Origin of the sequence: Sulfurimonas lithotrophica (assembly GCF_009258225.1) — a bacterium.
GTDB classification, from domain to species: domain Bacteria; phylum Campylobacterota; class Campylobacteria; order Campylobacterales; family Sulfurimonadaceae; genus Sulfurimonas; species Sulfurimonas lithotrophica.
Window position 1 is genome coordinate 1,704,891 of sequence record NZ_CP043617.1, and the last position, 21,096, is coordinate 1,725,986.

Below are 21,096 nucleotides of genomic sequence, written 5' to 3' on the forward strand. Positions count from 1 at the left end.
CTTATTTATATATTACTTGATTTCGTCCGTTCTTTTTTGCTTTATATAAGTTCTCATCGGCACATTTAATAGTGCTTTCTAAAGATGGATGCTGTTTTCTTTCACCTATACCTGCACTTACGGTTACCTCTATACGATTTCCTCTATACATAAATTTTGCTTTTTGAACGTGTTTTCTAACTTTCTCGGCAAATATAAGTGCACCTTTTGCATCCGTCTCACTAAGTAATGCCATAAACTCTTCACCGCCGAAACGTCCTATAATATCGACAGTTCTTGCTTCTTGTTTTGCTATCTTCGCAAAAGCATAAAGCACTGCATCTCCTGCATCGTGTCCATAATTATCGTTTACCGACTTAAAGTGGTCAATATCTAGCATTACAATTGAATAATTACGGTTATATCTCTCATACTCTGCTTCTTTTACGGCTATAAATTCATCTAAAGCCCTTTTATTATATAGCTTGGTTAAAAAATCTTCTTTTGATTCGGCTCTGGCTTCATTAAGTTGATTTTCTAATTTTTCTATTTTTTTTGAAAGTCTTTTTACCTCATTGTTATGAGAATTTAAATCAGTACTTAAATTTTTCGTACTCTCTTCAAGAGCTAAAGCTAAAGTGTAAAGTTTTTTATGTGCTAATTTAAAATTAACTTTTGAGTTTTCACTTTCTTCATTATATTTTTCTAACTCTTTTTTTATACCTTCAATCTCTGTTGTAGATTTATCGCTTCTCTCTATCATCTCGATAAGTCTTATAGAGAGTTTATCAAGTACACCGTCAAGAGACTCGACCATCTCTTTTACACTCTCTTTATCAAGTGCAATTCTGAGTTTTATCGCTTCTTTTATCTCATTTTCAACAGCTGCCGAAGACAATAACTCCGGTTTTCTTCTTATTTTATGAGATAAGTTTGCTATTTTTTCATTTACGCTGGATGCAATTGATGGAACTAAGGATGAGACCAACAAAGAAGCTACATTATGCATCGATTCAGATTCTATTAAATTTGGATCTGACTCTAAACATGTCATCTCAATTGATTCTATAGATTTTTTCAAATCTTTTTTATCTTTAATCCCTATTTTTTGCAAAAAAGAGTTATCGTACGAAGTTATAAAATTTGTCCATAATTGTCTAAATTGCTCAATTTGTGCAATATTCGGATTTGAATCAAGCAAAACTAAACTTTTGGCAGCCAAATCACTGGCTTCTTTATTATGTAATTCGCTTACAACCTGAAGAACTCTTTTTGTAAACAACATTTGAGCTTCTAAAGTTTCTGAACAAACAGACTGGTTTGTTCTGTTTAACCTAGCTACTAAAAAACGAGTTAATTCGCTCATAGTTTTGATTCTGTATTGTTGTAGCTCTTTTTGAAACTCTTTGTTTAGAGTGGAGGTATATTTTTCTAAATGTGAACAGTCTTCGACGTTCATATTAGCAATCGTGGCTTCTTTGCAAAATGCTTCTGCATAAAAATCAGGCGTTAGTAATTTCCCCTCAACTTCCAACCTTTTAATAGCTTTACTTATTATATTTTGAATTGTCATTGCTATTCCTTTTTATTTCTTGCACCCTCTGCCGATATCTTAGCAATAAATGAACCAATAGCCTTAGAAGCACTAAACTCAATTGCATCAAAACGTTCTTGATCGGTTATTACAGCATTTGGCGTTACACTAAAGTCATATGAGCCTTTTGAACTATAAGATTTCGATTTTCCGTCTTGAAATTTTATAATCTTTAAAGTTACCGTCATTCTGTAAGCTATAACATACCCGTTTGCATCATACTGTATCGGTGAATAACTAGGGTTGCTTATAGAGATCTGTAAATGTGCATCCGACTTGTCTTTAGTCGTTAGAGATGATTGAAGTGTTTCTACTATGGCAGAATCTACAGCATCTTTGATTAAAACCGTATTTTGAGGGTCTTGTAGAGATATACTGACTTCCGTACTTATCTTTTGACCAAGTAGTTCACGTGAGAACTTAGCACTAGGTCTGTATCCACAAGCTGTTATAAGAGATATAGTAACAAGCGTTAAAACTATTTTTACAACAGCTGAGTTCATACTTAACCTTTTACAACCAAATTAACAAGCTTTTTAGGCACTACTATCTCTTTAATAATCTCTTTGCCGTCAAGCCATTTAGCACCTGCTTCTTTTGCAGCAGCTACAATGCTCTCTTTATCCGCATCTACTGCCACTTCAATCTCTGTTCTTGCTTTACCGTTGATTGAGACTGCCATAGTTACAGAGTCTTCTACAAAAACTTCATCTAAAATATTTTGAGGTGCAAAGTTATTTAGATTAAAATATTTCTCACTTATCTCAGATGCAACGTGAGGGATAACAGGTTCCATTATTGAGCTTAATATCCAATACCCCTCTGTCCAAACATCTGCATTACTTTGTACATTTAAAGCATTCATAGCTTCCATTACACCAGCTATCATCGTATTAAAAGTATAACGCTCGTTAAATACGTCATTGGCTCTTTGAAGTGCTTCATACACTTTTTTACGGGCAAATTTTTCTTCTTTGCTTAGTGTAGAGTGTTCTATATCAGGGAGTGTATCTGTCGCAACAATATTAGAAGCTCTGTCGTAAAAACGTTTTATGAATTTGTAAGCGCCCTCAACTGCAGAGTCGTTCCACTCCAACTCTTGCGTCGGCGGAGCTGCAAAAAGGATAAAAAGTCTTGCCGTATCTGCACCGTATTTTTCTATAATTGCATCAGGATCAACCGTATTTCCCTTCGACTTTGACATTTTAGCACCGTCTTTAAGTACCATTCCTTGAGTAAGTAGTCTGTCAAAAGGCTCATCAAAGTCTAAATATCCTAAATCACGGAAAACTTTTGTAAAAAAGCGTGCATAAAGCAGGTGCAGAACCGCATGTTCAATTCCACCTACATAGTGGTCAACTCCCATCCAGTATTTTAACTGTTCTTGGCTAAATGCCTCAGTTTCCCAGTTTTTAGCATCTGCACAAAAACGTAAAAAGTACCAGCTAGATTCTACAAAGGTATCCATAGTATCAGTCTCACGTACAGCTTCACCGCCACACTCAGGACACGAACAATGTTTCCAAGTCGGATGTTTCTCTAAGGGATTTCCCTCACCCGTTATCTCTATATCTTCAGGAAGTGCAATCGGCAGATTTTCTTTTTTCTCCATAACAAGACCACATTTGTCACAGTGAACAAAAGGGATAGGAGCACCCCAATAACGCTGACGTGAAACACCCCAGTCTTTAAGTTTGTAGTTTGTAGTTTTTTTGCCTATTTTATTATCTTCAAAATATTTGATGATGTTGTACTGGCTCTTTTTAGAATCCATTCCATCAAACTCTCCAGAGTTAAATAAAATTCCGCGTTCAGTATATGCACTTGATGCAAAATCATGATTACCCTCTTTAGGATTTATAACCGCATTTATCTCTAAATCATATTTTTTTGCAAAATCAAAATCACGCTCATCATGTGCAGGAACCGCCATAACGGCACCGCTACCGTAATCCATAAGTACGAAGTTCGCTATCCATACAGGCACAGATTTATCTAAAAGCGGATGCTTCACACGGATACCTAAATCGATTCCGGCTTTTTCTTTTTGTCTATCTATATTTGAAGCATTTTTCATAGCTTCGATTTCAGATATAACTTTATCACTTAAAAGCTTGTTCTCAATCATATAAGTTACTATTTTATGTTCAGGTGCAAGTGCAGTATAAGACACTCCATAGATAGTATCGGGACGAGTAGTAAATACATCAAAAGACTCGAAAGTATTATTTAGTTTTGCCTTAGAATCGTCATCAAAATAAAGATCAAACTCTAAACCGTTTGATTTTCCTATCCAGTTCTCCTGCATCGTAAGAACTTGTTTCGGCCAACCCTCTTCAAGTTTTTTTAAATCATCTAATAATTCATCTGCATACTGAGTTATTTTAAAGTAATACTGGTTCATATCCTTTTTAACGATAGGAGTATCACATCTCCAACAACAGCCATCAACAACCTGCTCATTTGCAAGAACTGTCTGATCATGAGGACACCAATTTAAAAGACCTTTTTCTCTATAAAGAAGACCTTTATTAAACATATCGATGATAAAACCTTGCTCAAACTTCGTATATAACTCATCAGAAGTTGCAAGTTCACGCTCACGTGAGAATGAAAATCCGAGTGAATAAAACTCATTTTTCATATAGTCTATATTGTCGTAAGTCCAGCCCTTTGGATGTGAACCGTTTTTGATAGCTGCATTTTCAGCCGGCATACCGAAACTGTCAAAGCCAATCGGGTGTAGTACGTTAAAGTTTTGTTGACGGTAATAACGTGCAAATGCATCTGAGATTGAGTAGTTTCTAACATGACCCATATGTAAACGCCCGCTTGGAAACGGGAACATACTTAATATATATTTTTTTTCTTTACTAAAATCATTGTCCGGCTCGAAACTTCTATTTTCCTTCCAAAAATTTTGCCACTTTTTTTCTATCTGTTGTGAATTGTATTCCAAATTTATTCTTTCCTAATATTCGTCATTTATTTTTGAACTCTCAATATATACAAGACCTACCGAGAACATATTTGCTATTAAAGCACCGATTGTCAATGCGATTGCCCATTCTAAGTTACCGATAACTTGAAGGTATATAAAAGCCGGAATGAGGTGTAAATCAGCTACAAGAGAAGATGCTAAAAGTTCTGCTGAGAGTAAATTTCTAACACCGATTTTCAAAAATGTTGATACAAGGTTTAAACTTGCCGCTACAAAAAGTGCTACTGCACTGTGTTCATATAAAAAACCCGCGATTGATGTCAAACTCATCAGTGAGAAAAACACATATATTACTTTACCCCAATCCATCTCTTAATTCCTTAATTTTATAGTATAAAATGAAGGAAACCCTTCATCTAAATTTTACGATAATAGAAGTAATTCCATTATCTTCGCTAACGCTTAGTTTCCCTCAGCGGGAAGCTCAAGACACTAGTGTCTTTTACAATCTGTTTAAGTGAGTGATTATACTAAAAATTTGTTAAGGTGTGACTGAAAAATTAAAAGGGGATAAAGAGTGGTGTAGATTTTTCTACATCACTCCGGATTCATATTGAGCACGCATACGCTCTTTTTCTGCTTCTCTTTGAGCTTTTTTAGCTAACTTTTCATGGTAGTTCTTAACTGAAAAACCAAACCACATAAGTATAGGAGATGCAACAAAGATGGAGGAATAAGTACCCACGACTATACCTACAAGTAAAGTAAACGCGAAAGAGTGAATAATCTCGCCTCCAAACATAAACAGCGTAAATACAACAAAAAATGTAGTCAAAGATGTAAGTGTAGTACGGGCTAAAGTACGTGTAACCGATTCATTGATACTATCTGCCAAATCTGAATTTCTATTTTCTGAAACACCTTCACGAATACGGTCAAAAACGATAATGGTATCGTTTAGAGAATAACCTAAAATCGTAAGCAGTGCTGCCAATACATCCAAGTTTACATCAAGTCCCACTAGCGTTATAGCTCCAAGAGCAATCGAGACGTCATGTACAAGAGCAAATATAGATGCAACGGCAAAACGCCATTCAAATCTAAATGCTACATAGATTAAAATCCCGATAGTAGCTAAAATTAAAGACATAATACCTTTTTCTCTTAACTCGTTTCCAACTTTTGGACCCACTATATCTACACGGCGAATCTCATATTTACCCGTACCGCTTAATGCTTCGCGTGTAACATCACCGATATCAACGGTTACGCTAGCCGTTGTACTTTTCATACGGATAACTACCTCATCAGGTGAGCCGAATTCTGTTATAGATGCACCATCGAAAAGTTTATTAGACTTTAGCTTCTCTCTCATATCGTCAATAGGTGCATTCTTGTCATACTTTACCTGTATGACAGTACCGCCTGCAAAATCGACACCGTAATTCAAACCTTTTGTAGCCAATAAAACATAAGAGCCTAAAACTAAAACAATAGATAAAACCATTGCAAGTTTTGACTTGCCCATGAAATTAAAGGTTTTCGTATATTTAAAAAATTCCATTATTAACCCTTAATCCCAAACCAAAAATTATTATTTTTACTTTTTTGAATTTTCTTTTCTAACATTTCATAAATTCCGTGCGTACCGAGAATTGCAGTTAGCATCGATGCTAAAATACCGATACTGATAGTGATAGCAAAACCTTTAATAGCACCCGTCCCGTAAGCATATAATACGACTGCTGCTATTAGAGTTGTAATATTTGCATCCAAGATAGCACGCATAGCATTGCTATAACCTTCTTCTATCGCTTTATGTATAGACTTGCCTTGGTATATAAGTTCACGAATACGCTCTGAAATAATAACATTTGCATCGACTGCCATACCAACCGTTAAAACTATACCAGCCATACCGGGAAGGGTAAGCGTTGCTCCAAAAAGGCTCATAACTGCGAGTATTATAAACAAGTTTGCAATAAGTGCTACATTCGCGATCAAACCTGCAGCTTTATAATAAACAACCATAAATATAATTACAAGTACAAAACCACCGATAAGTGCTATCATAGAAGCTTCAATAGAGTCAGCACCCAAACTTGGTCCGACCGAGCGTTTTTCCATCATATAAACAGGGGCTAAAAGTGCACCCGAGCGAAGTGCAATAGCTAAATCTTTAGCTTGCATAACAGTATAGTCACCGGAAATTTGACCGCTTCCTCCACCGATACGTTCATTGATATTCGGAGCAGAATATACTTTACCGTCAAGCACGATTGCCAAACGCTTGCCTACATTTTTACCCGTAAAATCTCCAAATATAGCAGCACCTTCGGCATTTAACGTAAAGTTAATTACTGGACGGTTGTTCTGGTCAAACCCTACATGAGCATCCGTTAACATTCCACCGTCTAAAATCGGAATCTCTTTTACTAAATATTTATGTGCTTCGTTTTTTGCATCGGGCAAAATAACGTCATTATATTTTGCAGCTTCTGCCGCATCCATAACGGATACTCTTGCAGCCCTGTCTTCATCAACTGCCATAAGTTCCAACTTCGCGGCACGGCTGATTAACTCACGAGCACGTTGTTCTTCAGCCGCCGTTTTAATACCCGCTAATTGAACAAGGATTTTTTCTTCACCTTGTTTTGCGACTACAGGTTCGGTCAAACCAAACTGGTCAAGTCTGTTTCTTATAGTCTCTATAGCTTGAGATATCGCTTCTTCTTTAGTTTTTTGTATCTCTTCAGGCGTAAAAGTCATAGAGATATTTTCAGCATTATAAACTACGTTTAAACCATCTATTACCCCTAGATGCTCTTTTATGAGTTTAGTATCATCCGTATCTAAAAGTAAAAAAGAGACTGCCGTATCGTTAAATTTTAGTTCATCTATTAAAATATCATTTTTATCCGCAAAAAATTTAATACTGGCTGCAATGGATTTTAAACGTGAGGTAGTAGCTTCTTCGGTTTTTACACCAAGCAACATATGAAGACCGCCTTGAAGGTCAAGTCCGAGATTTACTTTTTTTCCGCCCTCTGTCTGAAGTAAGCTAGGCATGGAAAAAACCACACCGAAAACTATAGCAAGAGCAAAAATTACTATACGAAAATTAAGCTTCATCCTCATACTTTCTTGCAATTGCATCTTTAGCTATTTTAACAATAGTATCATCATTCATTTTAACACTTAAGAATTTTTCTTCAACTTTATGAATTACAACAATAAAACCGCCATTTGTTACAACTTTGTCACCTTTAGCAAGTGCTTCGATCATAGCTTGTTTCTCTTTAGCTTCTTTTTGTTGTGGGCGTATAATTACAAAATACATAATTGCAATTAAAAATAAAAATGGCAATAATTGGCTTAATGCTTCCATTCTAGTTAATCCTTAAATAAATTTTTCAAGGATTATACAAAAAGAATATTAATACGAGTGTAAAATCGTGTATAATTCTTCCCATGCAACAATTTTTATACGATGATAAACTTTTTTTTCACATTATCAGAGGTTTTATAAGTGCTATATTTTTTAGTGCATTTATTTACTTGGAACATTACGGTTATACATTTAAATTTTTAAACACTTTTCTTGGACTTTTAGCTATAGCGTCTATGCTTTATCTACCTAAAAAATCTATTCTCTCAGCCGGTTTTTTTATAGGTATTTTTTGGTTTTACTGGATAGGTTACAGTTTTGAGTACAACGAAGTGGGATATTTGACACCTTTTATAACTTTTAGTTTTGGCGTAATATACTTCCTGTTTTTCGGAACTTTAGCACTTTCAAACAAGCCTTATATACGAGCAATTATACTTTTTGGACTTAGTTTTTTTGAACCGTTTGATTGGAACTGGATGCAAATAGAACTGCTTTTTGTAAACAGTTATCTCGGGATATATAAATACCAGCTAATCTTAATCTTGACATCTTTGACTGTTCCTTTTTACATAAAAAACAAATTTAAATACTCTCCACTTTTACTTCTGATACTTGCAAACCCAAATATGAGCATATATTCAAAGCCTCAAATAACAAGTGATTTAAAAATAAAACTTGTAGCTACGGATATAAAACAGGAAAAGAAATGGTTAAGAGAGAGTTTAAACCCGACAATAGAGCTTAGTTATATAGAGATACGAAAAGCAATAAATGAAGACTATGACGTTATCGTATTTCCAGAGTCTTTTTTTCCGATATACATGAACAAAAATCCGGAACTTATAGATGAGTTAAAAAAAATCTCCCATGATATAACGATAGTTACGGGTTCATTATATTATGAAGAGGATAAAAACTATAATGTGACTTATCTTTTTCAAGAAGGCAATGTAAGTTTTGCCAAAAAACTCGTACTCGTACCTTTTGGAGAGTACGTACCTCTTCCAAAATTTGCAAGAGACTTTATAAACGATACTTTTTTCGCCGGTCAAGCTGATTTTGAAACAGCCGATACTCCAAGCGATTTTAATATAAAAGGTCAAAAATTTAGAAATGCCATCTGTTATGAAGCTACATGTTCGGAAATATATGAAGGCGATGTAAATTTTGTAATAGCTACAAGCAATAACGCATGGTTTGCACCATCAATCGAGCCAACTTTGCAGAAACTGTTGATGCAGTATTATGCCCGAAAAAACGGTGTTACTATTTATCACTCAGCAAACTACAAAGGTAGCGGTGTTATCAAGTAATTAGCAATCTTTAGATATAATTCGCGATAATAAAACATATGGATAAATATAAATGTTAAACTTGAAAAACCCTCAACTATATAACAACCGTGAACTATCTTGGTTACAGTTTAACACTAGAGTGTTAAAACAAGCACAGGATGAATCACTGCCTTTACTAGAAAGATTAAAGTTCTTAGCTATATACGGAACAAATCTTGATGAATTTTATATGATCCGTGTAGCAGGTCTTAAAAAACTGTTCCAAGCAGGCATAATAGTATCCGGTGCAGACAGATTGACACCCCTAGAACAACTGCGTGAAATTAGAAAGTACCTACATCAAGAACAACAAGTAATTGAGCACTGCCTAAATAATATATTGAAAGATTTGGAAGCTGAGGGTGTATTTGTAAAAAGTTATTCAGATATGAATAATACACAAAAAAATAAGCTTGATAAGTTTTTCTATGAAGAGATATACCCTGTAATAATCCCTATTGCCGTTGATTCTACACACCCTTTTCCACACTTAAACAATCTAAGTTTTGGAATTATCGTTAAGCTTAACGACAAAGAAGATGAGAGTATTGAACGTTACGGAATCGTAAGGGTTCCTCGTGTTCTGGATAGGTTCATTGAGCTTGATAGTGGTTTGTTCATCCCTATCGAGAGTGTTGTTGCACAACATATTGAAGATTTATTCCCTGGATATACTTTAGATAAATATGCTGCATTTAGAGTTACAAGAAATGCAGATATCGAGATAGAAGAGGAAGAAGCAGATGACTTTATGGAGATTCTTGAAGAGGGATTAAAACTTCGTCGTAAAGGTGCAATGGTAAGACTTGAAGTCGGTGCTAGAGCAGATAAAGAGATTATAGATTTTTTTAACCGTCATACAAATGTTTATAAAGACGATATTTACAGATTTCACACTTTCTTAAATCTTTCGTCTTTATGGCAGATTGTAGAAAGCAAAGATTTTGCACATCTTTTAGCACCGTCGTTTAAACCGAAGATGCTTCCGCCTTTTCAAAACGGGGAAAATATTTTCTCTGTTTTAGAAAAACAAGATGTACTTATGTACCATCCATATGCAAGCTTTGAGCCTGTCATAAAACTTATCCAAGATGCTTCAAAGGACAAAGACGTAGTATCTATAAAGATGACACTTTATCGCTCAGGTCAAAACTCACCTATCGTAAAAGCTTTAATGGAAGCTAGTGAAAGCGGAAAACAAGTTACCGTTATGGTTGAGTTAAAAGCTAGATTTGATGAGGAAAACAACCTTATTTGGGCAAGAGCTTTAGAGACTGCAGGTGCACATGTTATCTACGGTATAAAAGGTTTTAAAGTTCATGCAAAAGCAGCACTTGTTACACGCAGAAAAGACGGAAAACTAAAACAATATGCCCACGTAGGCACAGGTAACTACAATCCTTCAACTGCAAAAATATATACAGATATGAGTTATATGACAAGTAATGTTGACGTTACAAACGACTTGACAAAGTTTTTTCACTTCCTAACAGGGTTTAGCAAAAAAGGTAAGTTAGATGAACTTTATATGTCTCCGGCTCAAATCAAACCGAAAATATTATCGCTTATCCAAAATGAGGCCAGAAAAGGAAAAGATGGTCAGATTATTGCAAAAGTCAATTCTTTGGTTGATGATGACGTTATCCGTGCTTTATACAAAGCCAGCCAAGCAGGTGTGAAGATAGATCTTATCGTACGTGGAATATGTTGTTTAAAACCCGGAATCGAAGGGGTAAGTGAAAACATTAGGGTTATCTCAATACTTGGTAAATACCTTGAACACCCTCGTGTTTTTTACTTTAAAAACGACCAAACGAAAATCTATATCTCATCAGCTGACTGGATGCCAAGAAACTTGATGAGAAGAATAGAACTATTAACGGCTATAAAAGATGAAGATTCTAAAACAAAAATTCTTCAAATTTTAAAATTGCAAATTGCAGACAATACTTTAGCACATGAGCTTCAAAGTGATGGTTCATACAAAAAAGTAAAATGTGCCGAAGGTGACAAGATTATCAATAACCATAAGATGCTAGAAGAACACGTAAGCAAAGTTATGAAAGCACTTCAAAAAGAGTCCGTAAGTAGTGCAGAACAACTTGCAAACAGATTATTTTTAGAGAGTTAATATGATACATAAATTCAAAAACTACACACCAAAACTTGGAAAAAACACATGGGTAGCACCTTCGGCTGACGTTATAGGCGATGTTGAGTGTGGAGAGGATTGCTCTATATGGTTTGGGACTGTCGTTCGCGGTGATGTTCACTACATAAAAATAGGTGACCGTGTAAGCGTTCAAGATTTGAGCATGATTCACGTTACGCATCATAAAGGAGAGGAACGTTCAAACAACGGTGACGGAAACCCTACTATAATAGGTAATGACGTTACCATAGGGCATCGCGTTATGCTTCACGGATGCACCATAGAAAATGCCTGTCTAATAGGTATGAGTGCTACTATACTTGACGGTGCAGTTATAGGTAAAGAGAGCATCGTAGGTGCAAATTCACTTGTAACTAAAAACAAAAAGTTTCCAGCGCGTTCACTTATAATGGGAGCTCCCGCAAAATTTGTCAGAGAGTTAACAGATGAGGAAGTAAAAGAACTATACGCATCTGCTAACAGGTATGTAGAGTTTAAGAATGAATATCAATAAACAATTTCAAAATATTCTTTTTACAAATATTATTACTTAAATCTTAATCATTTATCTTTTGTCCCCAAGTAATTTTACCTCCGTAAAAACCAAGCACTACAACTGCAGGTACTGTTATAAAAATACTGAAGTGGTAAAAGATTGTCAAGGCTTCAGTTTTGTAAGCTATCTGAGGGTCAGATACGTGTAGTGATACTGCGATGAGACCTATAACCGTTGTAAAGATGGCGGTGTATAGTTTGATTACAAGTGGTTTTAACTTAGCAAAAGAGTAGTTTATCCACCAACTGTAAACTCCTGCAACAATTGCTACTAGTCCAAAGAGTGTCGCAGATAAAAAAGCATAGTACGTACCCTGTTCAAACTTTTCTACAGGCTCATAAAAAAAAGCGATGTCCATCCCCGCTGCAAAAAAATGAAGTGCTATAGGAAAGTGTGCGCTAACGGCATGTGGATGATACAGCTGGTACCATTTACGCAACTTGTTTTTCGTATCTATATTATCTTTTGACTTCGTTTTTTGTGCAATCGGAGGTTTTGCTTCATCTTTTGTAGAAAGTTTTGCCACTACTTTAAAACCATCAAAAACATCATCACTATGCGGGGCAAAACTCATGGCTTCTGTCAAGTCTTCCCCTGCGACGTGTTCATCTTGATGCTCACCGTTTTGCCACATATCACTCTCAGTAACATCATATACGATATTTTTGTATGCAACATAAGCAGGTCTTCCATCTTTACCGTCGTAACGGCTTAACTCTTCTAGTGTCATACAATATCCCTTATTTTATTAAATACAGCGTAAAGATATCTATTTTTTTCTAGGGTCAATATAGAATGCTTCACAATAGCCTTCCGGAGAAATATAACCTTTAACCATTCTACATTCATTTTTTTTAGGAATAAAATGCATACACATAGAACACTTTTTACCGTCTTTTGGTGTTTCTATATATCTATACTGCTCCTTTGTTCCTTTTGCTTCCAAATTAGTTGCACTAAATGTAGTAATACCCAATAAAGACATATACTGAAAAAAACTTCTACGTGTCATAACAGCTCCTTTATAAGTTTTTTATTAGCTTCTTACCTCATCCATTTGTTCTAACTGATCTACATAATCACAATATGGAGTGTTATCCTTACAAAAATTTGAAAAATAATCACCCCTATGTTTTTCATGGTTTGAATAATTATAGGATATAAAATTCCAGTTTAAAAGCTTCCAATAACCTTCCAGATAATCTGCACGAACATTTCTATAATCAATGTAATATGCATGTTCCCAAACATCACAAACCATTAATGGGACTAAGCCCGAACGTATTGGATTGTCCGCATTTGATGTAGCTACAATATGAAGATTATCATGCTCATCAATACATAACCATACCCAACCTGAACCAAATAGAGTAAGCCCTTTTTCAATAAAAGCTTTTTTAAACTCATCCATAGAACCAAATTGTGAAGTTATAATTGAGTCGAGTGCTACCGAGGGAGTTGTTGCTTTGGGAGACAACACTGTCCAAAAGAAGTCGTGATTATATACTTGTGCTGCATTGTTAAAGATAGCACCATCGGCATGTTTGATTATTTCAACCAAACTCTTTGATTCAAACTCCGTACCGACGATTAAATCATTTAGTTTATTAACGTAAGTAGCATGATGTTTACCGTGATGGTATCTTAATGTTTCTGCAGACATTAAAGGTTCTAATGCGTCATCTGCATAAGGCAGTTTTATTAATTTGTGTACCATAATTTTCTCCTTCATGTAATTTGAATACATTTAAAAAAACTTAAAAACACATTTTTATGGTAACATCTTTATCTATAATGAAAATTAATAAAATAACTTAGTTTATATTTATAGAATTAGTTCTTAGAAATGACAACTAATGTCATTTCTAAGAATAAATGTTACTGGAAAATTAGATATTATTTACTTGCTTCATTGTTTGCTTTATTCTCTAGATTTTTCAAAGCATTTGGGATTAGAGTTTCACTAAAACCTGCTAGAAAACCAAATGTCAATAATCCATAAAGTGGATTATCTAAAGAATTAATAAACCCAAATAATAAATTTGCCTTAATAAGTAAAAATATAAAAACTCCACCTAAAATAGAAAATACGTTTCTTTCTATCCCATAGACAAAATATGGCCATTTTCCTAGTCCTTTATCTACATTTATCTTCGTTATGCTTCTTGAAACTGAGATTAAGCCACCTAAAGTAGCCATAGAGCATACTAAAAATAAATTATAAAAATTTGGTCTTTCCTGTATAATAAATTCTGGCTGGCAAACATATAAGAATATACTTACACTACTAAAAAATACTGCAATTAAAAATGCACCAAAAATATAAATTAGTTTTCCAATTACAAGCTCTTTATATACATCTTCAATATTTGCATGTATATCTTCTAGTATTTTTTTTGCCTTATCAGGCTCTCCAAAAATAGCTACAGATAAAGCATGTGCCACTCTTGCTGAATAAGATTTATTTGTAGCTTTAAATGATACAGCTTTAAGTTTATCAAACTCACCCTTTACAGATTGAAAATTATTTGTAGGTACCAAATCACCTTCTTTTTTTTCTTCAATAATTACTGCTATGCCTTCAATCATTCCACTGTCTTGCACTGAATATATTACAAACTCTTCTGATCTTGCATATACATCATATACAATACGTCCAGAAGCATCTTTATTTCCAATTAATATATTGTTAAGTTTTTCTAACCTAAGTTCTTCTCTATTCATAATTCATAAAACCTTTTTTTAATTAATATGCTAAAACTTCATAATCATAGTATGTATATTTTTCATCAAATAAAACATAGTTATCCCCATCACACAAACTACTATCAAAAATAAAACCATCATATCCTAATGACCAAATATATTCAGATACTATTTGAGTAGGTATATAATCTAAGTGCTTATCACTATCTTTAATTGGCTTACTGATATTAAATACAAAACCTTGTATATAGTTATAACTGCAAATCAATTCTGGTGTATGTTTTTCTGAGAATGGATTTTGTCGTATTTGTTCTAAATTTTCATTCCTCAAGTCAACTAAATTCAAAGTACTTGTTTGAAATTCTCCTATTGCACATTCTTCACCCTCTTGCAGTCTTATTTCTAGCATAGCAGTTTCTTTTTCCTCTGATAAATAGACATAAGGAATTCCATTTGGACTAAACCTATTTAATCCAGCAAGATGAAAAGGTGCTTTTCCAAGTTCTTTAGCTGCATTTTTTTCTATTAATTGCAAAACTATCTCAGAAGTTATTTTTCTAGCTCTATATAATGTTTTGTTTGTTTCAATAGACAAAGTTTCAAATGTCTTATTGAGCTTAGAAAGTTCTGATATTCTACTATACCCTGAATGGTCAAAAAATCTGGCTTTATGCTTTACATTTTCACAAAATTTTTCCCATTCAAGACCTATATTGTCACTACCTTCCCATTTACAACCCATATCAAGCCAACTTTCTTCATCCGGTGACTGATCAAATTCAGATTCTCCATCTGTATCATAATCTTTTAATAATTCATAAAACCTCTCATCGCAGTCTATTTCAAATAACATATAACAAATATCTTTTAAGGTCATTAAACCTGGTAAATATAATCCAATATCATCACCTTCTTCTTTAGCAATCATGCCAGCACTTCCAACTAAACCATGTTCCCATTCATGTTCATAAAAGCTTCTTATTATCTTTTGAACATCATTTTTTAATTTGATATCATTTAATCTATATAATGTATAATTGCCACATTCACTACACTTCACAGGTGTTTTGAGTTTTTTACCTGTACTTATAATATGATTTGAAACACTATTACTTTCAAAACATTGTTCACAAATATCCATTATTTGCCTTAAAATTATCTTTTTATAATCAACACTATAATATAGTTTTCATGAAATTTAGTTAAGAGATATATATGATTAAAGATTTTAAATTTATTATTTCAATTATGGATGGTTTTGTTAAGCAAACTTCAATACAAAACAAATTAAACGTAATTGACGAATGTTACATAACAGGCTGGGAAATTTGGTTTCAAATAGAATTGGCATCTTATTTAGACAATCACTACAATGTATCTGAATGGTATAGAGAAGAACAATATTACATGGATAAACGTAAAAGCAAATATAAATCAAAAATGGCTGTTGATTTCTTAGTTCGCCAAAAAAACACTAAAAAAGACTCTTATATTGCAGTGGAATTAAAACAACACTCCAGTACAGAAACGTGCATTGCAAAAATGATAGATGATATTATAAAAGTAGATAGTGCAAAGCAGTCTTGTACTCAGTTCAGAAGTTTTTGGAATATTGGTATACATAAGAGAGAAAATAGCAAACAAGTTGTTAAAGAAAAAATACAAAAAAAAGTAAAACAAAAAAATATATTGATGCATGAATATATTGAAGTTAGATGGATTCCAAACACAAATTTTGCGTATACAATTTTCTAAAAATAAATGTGTCTATATATATTTTAAAACATTAATATCTTTATTTTTATACTAATTAATGTTATTTAATTTACATTTAAAATAATTTTCATTTATGGTATAATTTTTATTATGCCAGTCAGAAAACTAAAGAAAAGTTATATCTCATGTGTCGGTTATTTTAAAAGCTATAAAAACGATAGACAACAGGCTTTTGATTCTATTCTTGAGAGAGAATGGTTCCTGTATTTTGAATTTGATAAGAATGTTGCTTCTTATGCAGAACAACCATATCATATGTACTATCAACTAAATGGTGTAAAAACTAGATACACCCCTGATATATTGGTAACTTATAGAGACGGCTCTCAAAAATTATTCGAAGTCAAATATCAAGATGAAATAGATTCTGATGAAGACCTACAACATAAACTATTTATTCTAAAAAATGAAGTACCTAAACAAAAGCACCACCCTTTTGATGTTTTGACAGATGTAATATTAGATACCATCTATATGAAAAACTGCGCATTTTTATATAAATATGCTTTTTTACAAGAAAATCAAGAGCTATCAGATAAAGTTGAAACAGCTATAAATAACTATGACACTTCAATCTCAGTTAATTCCCTGCTAGAAGATATAACAACAAATCAACAAGAGCAACTGATGATAATGCCATATGTTTGGAAGAAAGTATTTGACAATCCAACTCTCATAGATATGAATGAAAAAATAACTAAGCTATCTAAAATAAACTTAGGAGCTATAAATGAGTAAACTAAGTCTATCTATTGGCTCAAAAGTTTTCTACCAAAACAAAGAGTATGAAATAGTTAAAGCTATTGATTTTAAAACACTCTCCATACGTCCCCTCGATAACAAGTTTGAAATTATAGATGTAGCAATAAAAGACTTGTCTTCTAAGCCTGTAGAAGATAAGGTTCAACTAGACACTTTTACAGATGAAGAATGGAATGAGGCTAAAGAAAAGTATGAAGCTATTAAAGAGCTTGTGTTTAGAAAAAAAACTAGAAGTGAAGTTGAAAAAGTAGCTGAGCAACAAAAAGTTACGGCAAAGACAATATACTTGTGGATCAAGGACTATGAAACATCTGAAAAGGTAAGCTCTCTGATCTCAAATAAACACAAACGTGGTAAAAAAGGTAATCGTTTAGATCCACTTGTAAATAAGATCATTGAAGATGTAATTGAAGAGCTATATCTAACTAAACAAAGGATAGGCTTTTCAAAGATATATGACACGATTAAATCAGAGTGTAAAAAGTCCAATCTTACTCCACCAAACCATCAAACTGTTAGAAACAGAATAAAAGCAATTGATCCGAAGTTTGCTCTGAAAAAAAGGTTTAGTTCTAAAAAAGCAAATGAGGAGTATGGAAACTTTGAGGGTGAATACCCAGAGGGTGACTTTCCACTAGAGGTTTATCAGGTAGATCATACACCACTTGATATTATAGTTGTTGACCCTATCTTTAGAAAACCTATAGGCAGACCTTACTTAACACTTGCTATAGATATATATTCAAGGATGGTTGCCGGCTTTTATATCTCACTTCAAGCACCAGGGTACTTTAGTGTAAGTCAGTGTTTATACAATGCCTTTTTACCTAAAGATGACTTTCTAAAAAAGCAAGGCATAAAAGGTGAATGGGAGATTTATGGAATTCCTTCAAAATATGCAGTGGACAATGGTAAGGACCTGATTGGGCTTGACATGCAGCGAGTTTGTGATGAACTTGGAATGTCAATGACAAGACGTCCAGTTGGACGCCCTCAATACGGTGCACATGTCGAGCGTGTATTAGGAACTATCAATAAAAAGATACATGACTTGCCAGGTTCTACTAAATCTAATATTGTCGATAAAGGTGAGTATGACTCTGTAAAAAATGCAACTTTTACCTTGGATGAAATAACTAAGTGGGTTACAGAATTCATTGTAAATGTATATCACAATAGAATTCATCATGGCATTGGTATGACACCAAAGCAAAAATATAAAATAGGTATATTTGGAGATGATGAAAACCCAGGAACGGGAATACCACCTATCATTGAAAATCCTGAATCTATAAGAATTGCCTTGCTGCCAACTTATTATAGAACTACTCAAAAGAACGGTATTACTTTAGATGGGATTACTTACTATTCAGATGTATTAAGAACCTGGATTAATAAGACTGATGAGAAAGGTAATAAACTAAAGTTTAAAGTTAAAAGAGACCCACTTAACATACAAAAGTTATATTTCTTTGATCCTGAAATAAAAGAGTATTTTGAGCTCAACTACAGAAAACTACATGCACCTAAAATGACACTCTGGGATATGCTTGTAGCTAAAAGATACCTCAAAGAAAAAAATATCAAAGATTATAATGAAGATGATATCTTTGATGCATATGACAGGCTTACAGAGATTGAAAAAGAAGCTAAAGAGAAAACTAAAAAACATAAGCTTAGAAAAAGTAAGTCTCATAAAATGGTAGACATTGAAATGAAAAAAGAAGCTGCCAAAGAAAATGAACCTACAGAAACTATAAAAGAGACAGTAGTGAAAAAGGAAGATAATAAATCTAGCGACCTATTTGCTAACATTAAACTCTTTAATGTGAAAGAAAAATAATGAGCATCGAACTATCTGCAAAGACTCAAAAAGTGCTTACAAAATCTGATGAAGAGCGTATAGAGTATATAGAACAAGAGTACTGGATAGATTATCCTATAGCCGAACGTATACTTGAAAAGTTAGAAAAGCTATATAAATATGGGCCTGGTAAAACAAGAACAATAAGTATGTTGCTAGTTGGTGGTTCAAACAATGGTAAGACTACTCTTCTTCAAGAGTTTATAGACAAGCACCCTCCTTATGACTACAACCTAGAAGGTGAAAAACCAAACTGGGTAACTGATGAATATTTTGAGAGGTATACAGGTATAGGCATACCAGTATTGTCAATAATAGCACCTAGAAGTCCAAGTGAAACTAGACTTTACAGCATAATATTACAAAAACTAAATGTTCCTTTTAAATCAAAAGACACAGTTGACATAAAAGGCGGTTTGGTAAATTACTATCTAAAAGCTTTAAATGTACAAGTATTGGTGATAGATGAGATACATAATATTTTAAAAGGTCCTACAGTTAAACAACTGCAAATTATGAGCACTATTAGAGATTTAAGCACTGAGCTAAAAATACCTATAGTGTTAGCAGGCGTAAAGGATGCCTTACGTGCAGTAGGTACAGAAGAGCAAATAAGTAGTCGCTATAGACCTGAGTATTTAACTAAATGGAAAATGAATGAAGACTATATCAATTTATTGGCTACCATAGTAAGCAGATTACCTTTAAAAAAAGAGTCTACAATTTTAAACGAAGATGATGCAAAAAAAATTTTAGAAATGAGTAAGGGATATATAGGTGAAATTGTCAACATTGTAAAGTCTGCAGCTATATATGCTATAGAAACTGGAAGTGAAAGAGTCACTATAAAGGAGATAAAAGAGTGTGACTTTAATACACTAGAAAATGTTGATAAATCAACAGAGCTAAAAGACGTATGATAAAGAAACTGAACAACCCGGTTTTAAAACAAAAAAACTTTTTAATTATTCCTATACCATTTGAAGATGAGACATTAACTTCTTGGTTAGTACGTACTGCATATGCACATAAAACACACCCTCATACCTTTGTAAATCAGTATTTAGACTTTAGACACTATTCATTTTTTACTACAGAACCTGATATCACTCTAGATGAACATATGATCAAAACTATAGAACAAAAGACAAATAATAAAATTGATATAAAGAAGCTGATGTTGAAAACATACTCTGGATATCTACAAGAAAACATATTTGACAATCCTAATATGTTCCTATCTAAAATGAAATTTTGTCCTGTATGTTTGAGAGAAAATAAAGTCCCTTACTTTAGAAAGACTTGGCGTATAGCTTTTTATAACATCTGCCATAAGCATAAATGTCATATGTATGAAGAATGCCTTGAATGTAAATCTAAACTAGACATATCTAGTATGTATACAAATAAACTTACTTATGAGTTTTGTCATAAATGTGGTTTTGATCTTAAAAAAGCTAGAAGACTACCTTTACATCGAAAATATAAATCAACCATAGTTTATCAAAACAAGATACTTAATGTAGTCAAAAATGGGTATATACAACTTGATGATAAACCTATCTATTCGTTTTTATTTTTCAAAGTCTTTGCTAAGCTTTCAAAACTTATACTATTAGATTCAAAACATAAGTTCATAGATAAACATCCACTATACAAAATAGTAAAACACTCCACACAAAGCAATACAAACCATCCTATTAACAAAAGAGTAAACTCTAGAGGACAATCAGCTCTATATGGGCTTATAATGTATATATTTGACAACTATCCTTGTAACCTAAAAGAATATATCATCGAAAACAAGCTGACCCATTACGATATGACTGATGAAATGAAGTATGTTCCATTTTGGTACGACAACATTGTAAATAAAATAACACCTAGATATATTCCACATAGTATGACAGTAACAAAAGAAGAAGTTAAAGCTGCAAAAAAACATTTAAAATCAATAGGGAAAGAGATTAACAAAGCAAACTTAACAAAACTACTAGGATGTAATTTTTATAGTATTTATAATGGATTAAAAAGCTATTAA

20 protein-coding genes are annotated in these 21,096 nt (G+C 33.3%); 8 read left to right on the forward strand and 12 right to left on the reverse strand.

From position 1 onward, the window contains the following. Position 1 precedes the first annotated feature (1 nt). From FJR48_RS08545 to yajC, 7 genes are all read right to left on the reverse strand, one after another. On the reverse strand, positions 2-1,552 hold the full coding sequence (locus FJR48_RS08545) for a GGDEF domain-containing protein (RefSeq protein ID WP_152307722.1): 1,551 nt from the start codon (positions 1,550-1,552) through the stop codon (positions 2-4). Positions 1,553-1,554: 2 nt separating this feature from the next. After that, positions 1,555-2,076, reverse strand: a complete 522-nt coding sequence (gene lptE, locus FJR48_RS08550; protein ID WP_152307723.1) for an LPS assembly lipoprotein LptE — start codon at positions 2,074-2,076, stop codon at positions 1,555-1,557. A 2-nt stretch (positions 2,077-2,078) separates the two neighbouring features. Next, a complete protein-coding gene (gene leuS / locus FJR48_RS08555) occupies positions 2,079-4,532 on the reverse strand; it encodes a leucine--tRNA ligase (protein ID WP_152307724.1) in 2,454 nt (817 codons plus the stop codon). A gap of 12 nt (positions 4,533-4,544) precedes the next feature. Then, on the reverse strand, positions 4,545-4,883 hold the full coding sequence (locus tag FJR48_RS08560) for a DUF6394 family protein (protein ID WP_152307725.1): 339 nt from the start codon (positions 4,881-4,883) through the stop codon (positions 4,545-4,547). A 223-nt stretch (positions 4,884-5,106) separates the two neighbouring features. Continuing rightward, complete coding sequence (gene secF / locus FJR48_RS08565) at positions 5,107-6,078, reverse strand: protein translocase subunit SecF (RefSeq protein WP_152307726.1); 972 nt, start codon at positions 6,076-6,078, stop codon at positions 5,107-5,109. 2 nt (positions 6,079-6,080) lie between these two features. Next, on the reverse strand, positions 6,081-7,646 hold the full coding sequence (secD, locus tag FJR48_RS08570; protein WP_152307727.1) for a protein translocase subunit SecD: 1,566 nt from the start codon (positions 7,644-7,646) through the stop codon (positions 6,081-6,083). Then, positions 7,636-7,902, reverse strand: coding sequence for a preprotein translocase subunit YajC (gene yajC / locus FJR48_RS08575; RefSeq protein ID WP_152307728.1), 267 nt, complete (start codon positions 7,900-7,902; stop codon positions 7,636-7,638). Before yajC ends, secD begins: the two co-directional genes overlap by 11 nt. Before the next feature lie 83 nt (positions 7,903-7,985). Here yajC and FJR48_RS08580 point away from each other — a divergent pair, with 83 nt between their 5' ends. From FJR48_RS08580 to FJR48_RS08590, 3 genes are read left to right on the forward strand one after another with little or no spacing between them, the layout of a single operon-like run. Next, positions 7,986-9,218: an apolipoprotein N-acyltransferase gene (locus FJR48_RS08580; protein WP_152307729.1), complete on the forward strand. Its 1,233-nt coding sequence runs from the start codon at positions 7,986-7,988 to the stop codon at positions 9,216-9,218. Positions 9,219-9,270: 52 nt separating this feature from the next. Beyond that, positions 9,271-11,370 (forward strand): RNA degradosome polyphosphate kinase, encoded by a 2,100-nt coding sequence (locus tag FJR48_RS08585; RefSeq protein WP_152307730.1) that lies wholly within the window; start codon positions 9,271-9,273, stop codon positions 11,368-11,370. 1 nt (position 11,371) lies between these two features. After that, positions 11,372-11,905 carry a gamma carbonic anhydrase family protein gene (locus FJR48_RS08590; protein ID WP_152307731.1) on the forward strand — a complete coding sequence of 178 codons (534 nt, stop codon included), beginning with the start codon at positions 11,372-11,374 and terminating at the stop codon, positions 11,903-11,905. A 43-nt stretch (positions 11,906-11,948) separates the two neighbouring features. Here the strand turns inward: FJR48_RS08590 and FJR48_RS08595 are convergent, their stop codons facing one another. From FJR48_RS08595 to FJR48_RS08615, 5 genes are all read right to left on the reverse strand, one after another. Continuing rightward, complete coding sequence (locus tag FJR48_RS08595; protein WP_152307732.1) at positions 11,949-12,677, reverse strand: DUF2231 domain-containing protein; 729 nt, start codon at positions 12,675-12,677, stop codon at positions 11,949-11,951. Between the two features lie 39 nt (positions 12,678-12,716). Continuing rightward, positions 12,717-12,959 (reverse strand): iron oxidase oxidoreductase, encoded by a 243-nt coding sequence (locus FJR48_RS08600; protein ID WP_152307733.1) that lies wholly within the window; start codon positions 12,957-12,959, stop codon positions 12,717-12,719. 24 nt (positions 12,960-12,983) lie between these two features. Next, entirely contained in the window at positions 12,984-13,664 is a 681-nt protein-coding gene (locus FJR48_RS08605; protein WP_152307734.1) for a superoxide dismutase, read from the reverse strand. A 179-nt stretch (positions 13,665-13,843) separates the two neighbouring features. Then, positions 13,844-14,671 (reverse strand): hypothetical protein, encoded by an 828-nt coding sequence (locus FJR48_RS08610; protein WP_152307735.1) that lies wholly within the window; start codon positions 14,669-14,671, stop codon positions 13,844-13,846. 22 nt (positions 14,672-14,693) lie between these two features. Then, positions 14,694-15,794, reverse strand: coding sequence for an RES family NAD+ phosphorylase (locus tag FJR48_RS08615; RefSeq protein ID WP_152307736.1), 1,101 nt, complete (start codon positions 15,792-15,794; stop codon positions 14,694-14,696). Between the two features lie 74 nt (positions 15,795-15,868). Between FJR48_RS08615 and FJR48_RS08620 the strand changes: the two genes are divergently transcribed. The 5 genes from FJR48_RS08620 (at position 15,869) to FJR48_RS08640 (ending at position 21,096) form a co-directional block, all read left to right on the forward strand. Then, positions 15,869-16,408: a hypothetical protein gene (locus FJR48_RS08620; protein WP_152307737.1), complete on the forward strand. Its 540-nt coding sequence runs from the start codon at positions 15,869-15,871 to the stop codon at positions 16,406-16,408. 111 nt (positions 16,409-16,519) lie between these two features. Further along, positions 16,520-17,167 carry a TnsA endonuclease N-terminal domain-containing protein gene (locus FJR48_RS08625; RefSeq protein WP_152307738.1) on the forward strand — a complete coding sequence of 216 codons (648 nt, stop codon included), beginning with the start codon at positions 16,520-16,522 and terminating at the stop codon, positions 17,165-17,167. After that, positions 17,160-19,034: a Mu transposase C-terminal domain-containing protein gene (locus tag FJR48_RS08630; RefSeq protein ID WP_152307739.1), complete on the forward strand. Its 1,875-nt coding sequence runs from the start codon at positions 17,160-17,162 to the stop codon at positions 19,032-19,034. Before FJR48_RS08625 ends, FJR48_RS08630 begins: the two co-directional genes overlap by 8 nt. After that, positions 19,034-19,975 (forward strand): TniB family NTP-binding protein, encoded by a 942-nt coding sequence (locus FJR48_RS08635; protein WP_152307740.1) that lies wholly within the window; start codon positions 19,034-19,036, stop codon positions 19,973-19,975. Before FJR48_RS08630 ends, FJR48_RS08635 begins: the two co-directional genes overlap by 1 nt. Next, entirely contained in the window at positions 19,972-21,096 is a 1,125-nt protein-coding gene (locus FJR48_RS08640; protein ID WP_152307741.1) for a TniQ family protein, read from the forward strand. The genes FJR48_RS08635 and FJR48_RS08640 overlap by 4 nt, the downstream gene beginning before the upstream one ends.

Coding starts and splice junctions, on each gene's coding strand:
- lptE (WP_152307723.1), bottom strand. CDS start 2,076: ATGAACTCAGCTGTTGTAAAAATAGTTTTAACGCTTGTTACTATATCT.
- FJR48_RS08560 (WP_152307725.1), bottom strand. CDS start 4,883: ATGGATTGGGGTAAAGTAATATATGTGTTTTTCTCACTGATGAGTTTG.
- FJR48_RS08620 (WP_152307737.1), top strand. CDS start 15,869: ATGATTAAAGATTTTAAATTTATTATTTCAATTATGGATGGTTTTGTT.
- FJR48_RS08640 (WP_152307741.1), top strand. CDS start 19,972: ATGATAAAGAAACTGAACAACCCGGTTTTAAAACAAAAAAACTTTTTA.
- FJR48_RS08600 (WP_152307733.1), bottom strand. CDS start 12,959: ATGACACGTAGAAGTTTTTTTCAGTATATGTCTTTATTGGGTATTACT.
- FJR48_RS08625 (WP_152307738.1), top strand. CDS start 16,520: ATGCCAGTCAGAAAACTAAAGAAAAGTTATATCTCATGTGTCGGTTAT.
- FJR48_RS08545 (WP_152307722.1), bottom strand. CDS start 1,552: ATGACAATTCAAAATATAATAAGTAAAGCTATTAAAAGGTTGGAAGTT.
- FJR48_RS08630 (WP_152307739.1), top strand. CDS start 17,160: ATGAGTAAACTAAGTCTATCTATTGGCTCAAAAGTTTTCTACCAAAAC.
- FJR48_RS08610 (WP_152307735.1), bottom strand. CDS start 14,671: ATGAATAGAGAAGAACTTAGGTTAGAAAAACTTAACAATATATTAATT.
- FJR48_RS08580 (WP_152307729.1), top strand. CDS start 7,986: ATGCAACAATTTTTATACGATGATAAACTTTTTTTTCACATTATCAGA.
- FJR48_RS08615 (WP_152307736.1), bottom strand. CDS start 15,794: ATGGATATTTGTGAACAATGTTTTGAAAGTAATAGTGTTTCAAATCAT.
- FJR48_RS08585 (WP_152307730.1), top strand. CDS start 9,271: ATGTTAAACTTGAAAAACCCTCAACTATATAACAACCGTGAACTATCT.
- secD (WP_152307727.1), bottom strand. CDS start 7,646: ATGAAGCTTAATTTTCGTATAGTAATTTTTGCTCTTGCTATAGTTTTC.
- FJR48_RS08590 (WP_152307731.1), top strand. CDS start 11,372: ATGATACATAAATTCAAAAACTACACACCAAAACTTGGAAAAAACACA.
- FJR48_RS08605 (WP_152307734.1), bottom strand. CDS start 13,664: ATGGTACACAAATTAATAAAACTGCCTTATGCAGATGACGCATTAGAA.
- FJR48_RS08635 (WP_152307740.1), top strand. CDS start 19,034: ATGAGCATCGAACTATCTGCAAAGACTCAAAAAGTGCTTACAAAATCT.
- yajC (WP_152307728.1), bottom strand. CDS start 7,902: ATGGAAGCATTAAGCCAATTATTGCCATTTTTATTTTTAATTGCAATT.
- secF (WP_152307726.1), bottom strand. CDS start 6,078: ATGGAATTTTTTAAATATACGAAAACCTTTAATTTCATGGGCAAGTCA.
- FJR48_RS08595 (WP_152307732.1), bottom strand. CDS start 12,677: ATGACACTAGAAGAGTTAAGCCGTTACGACGGTAAAGATGGAAGACCT.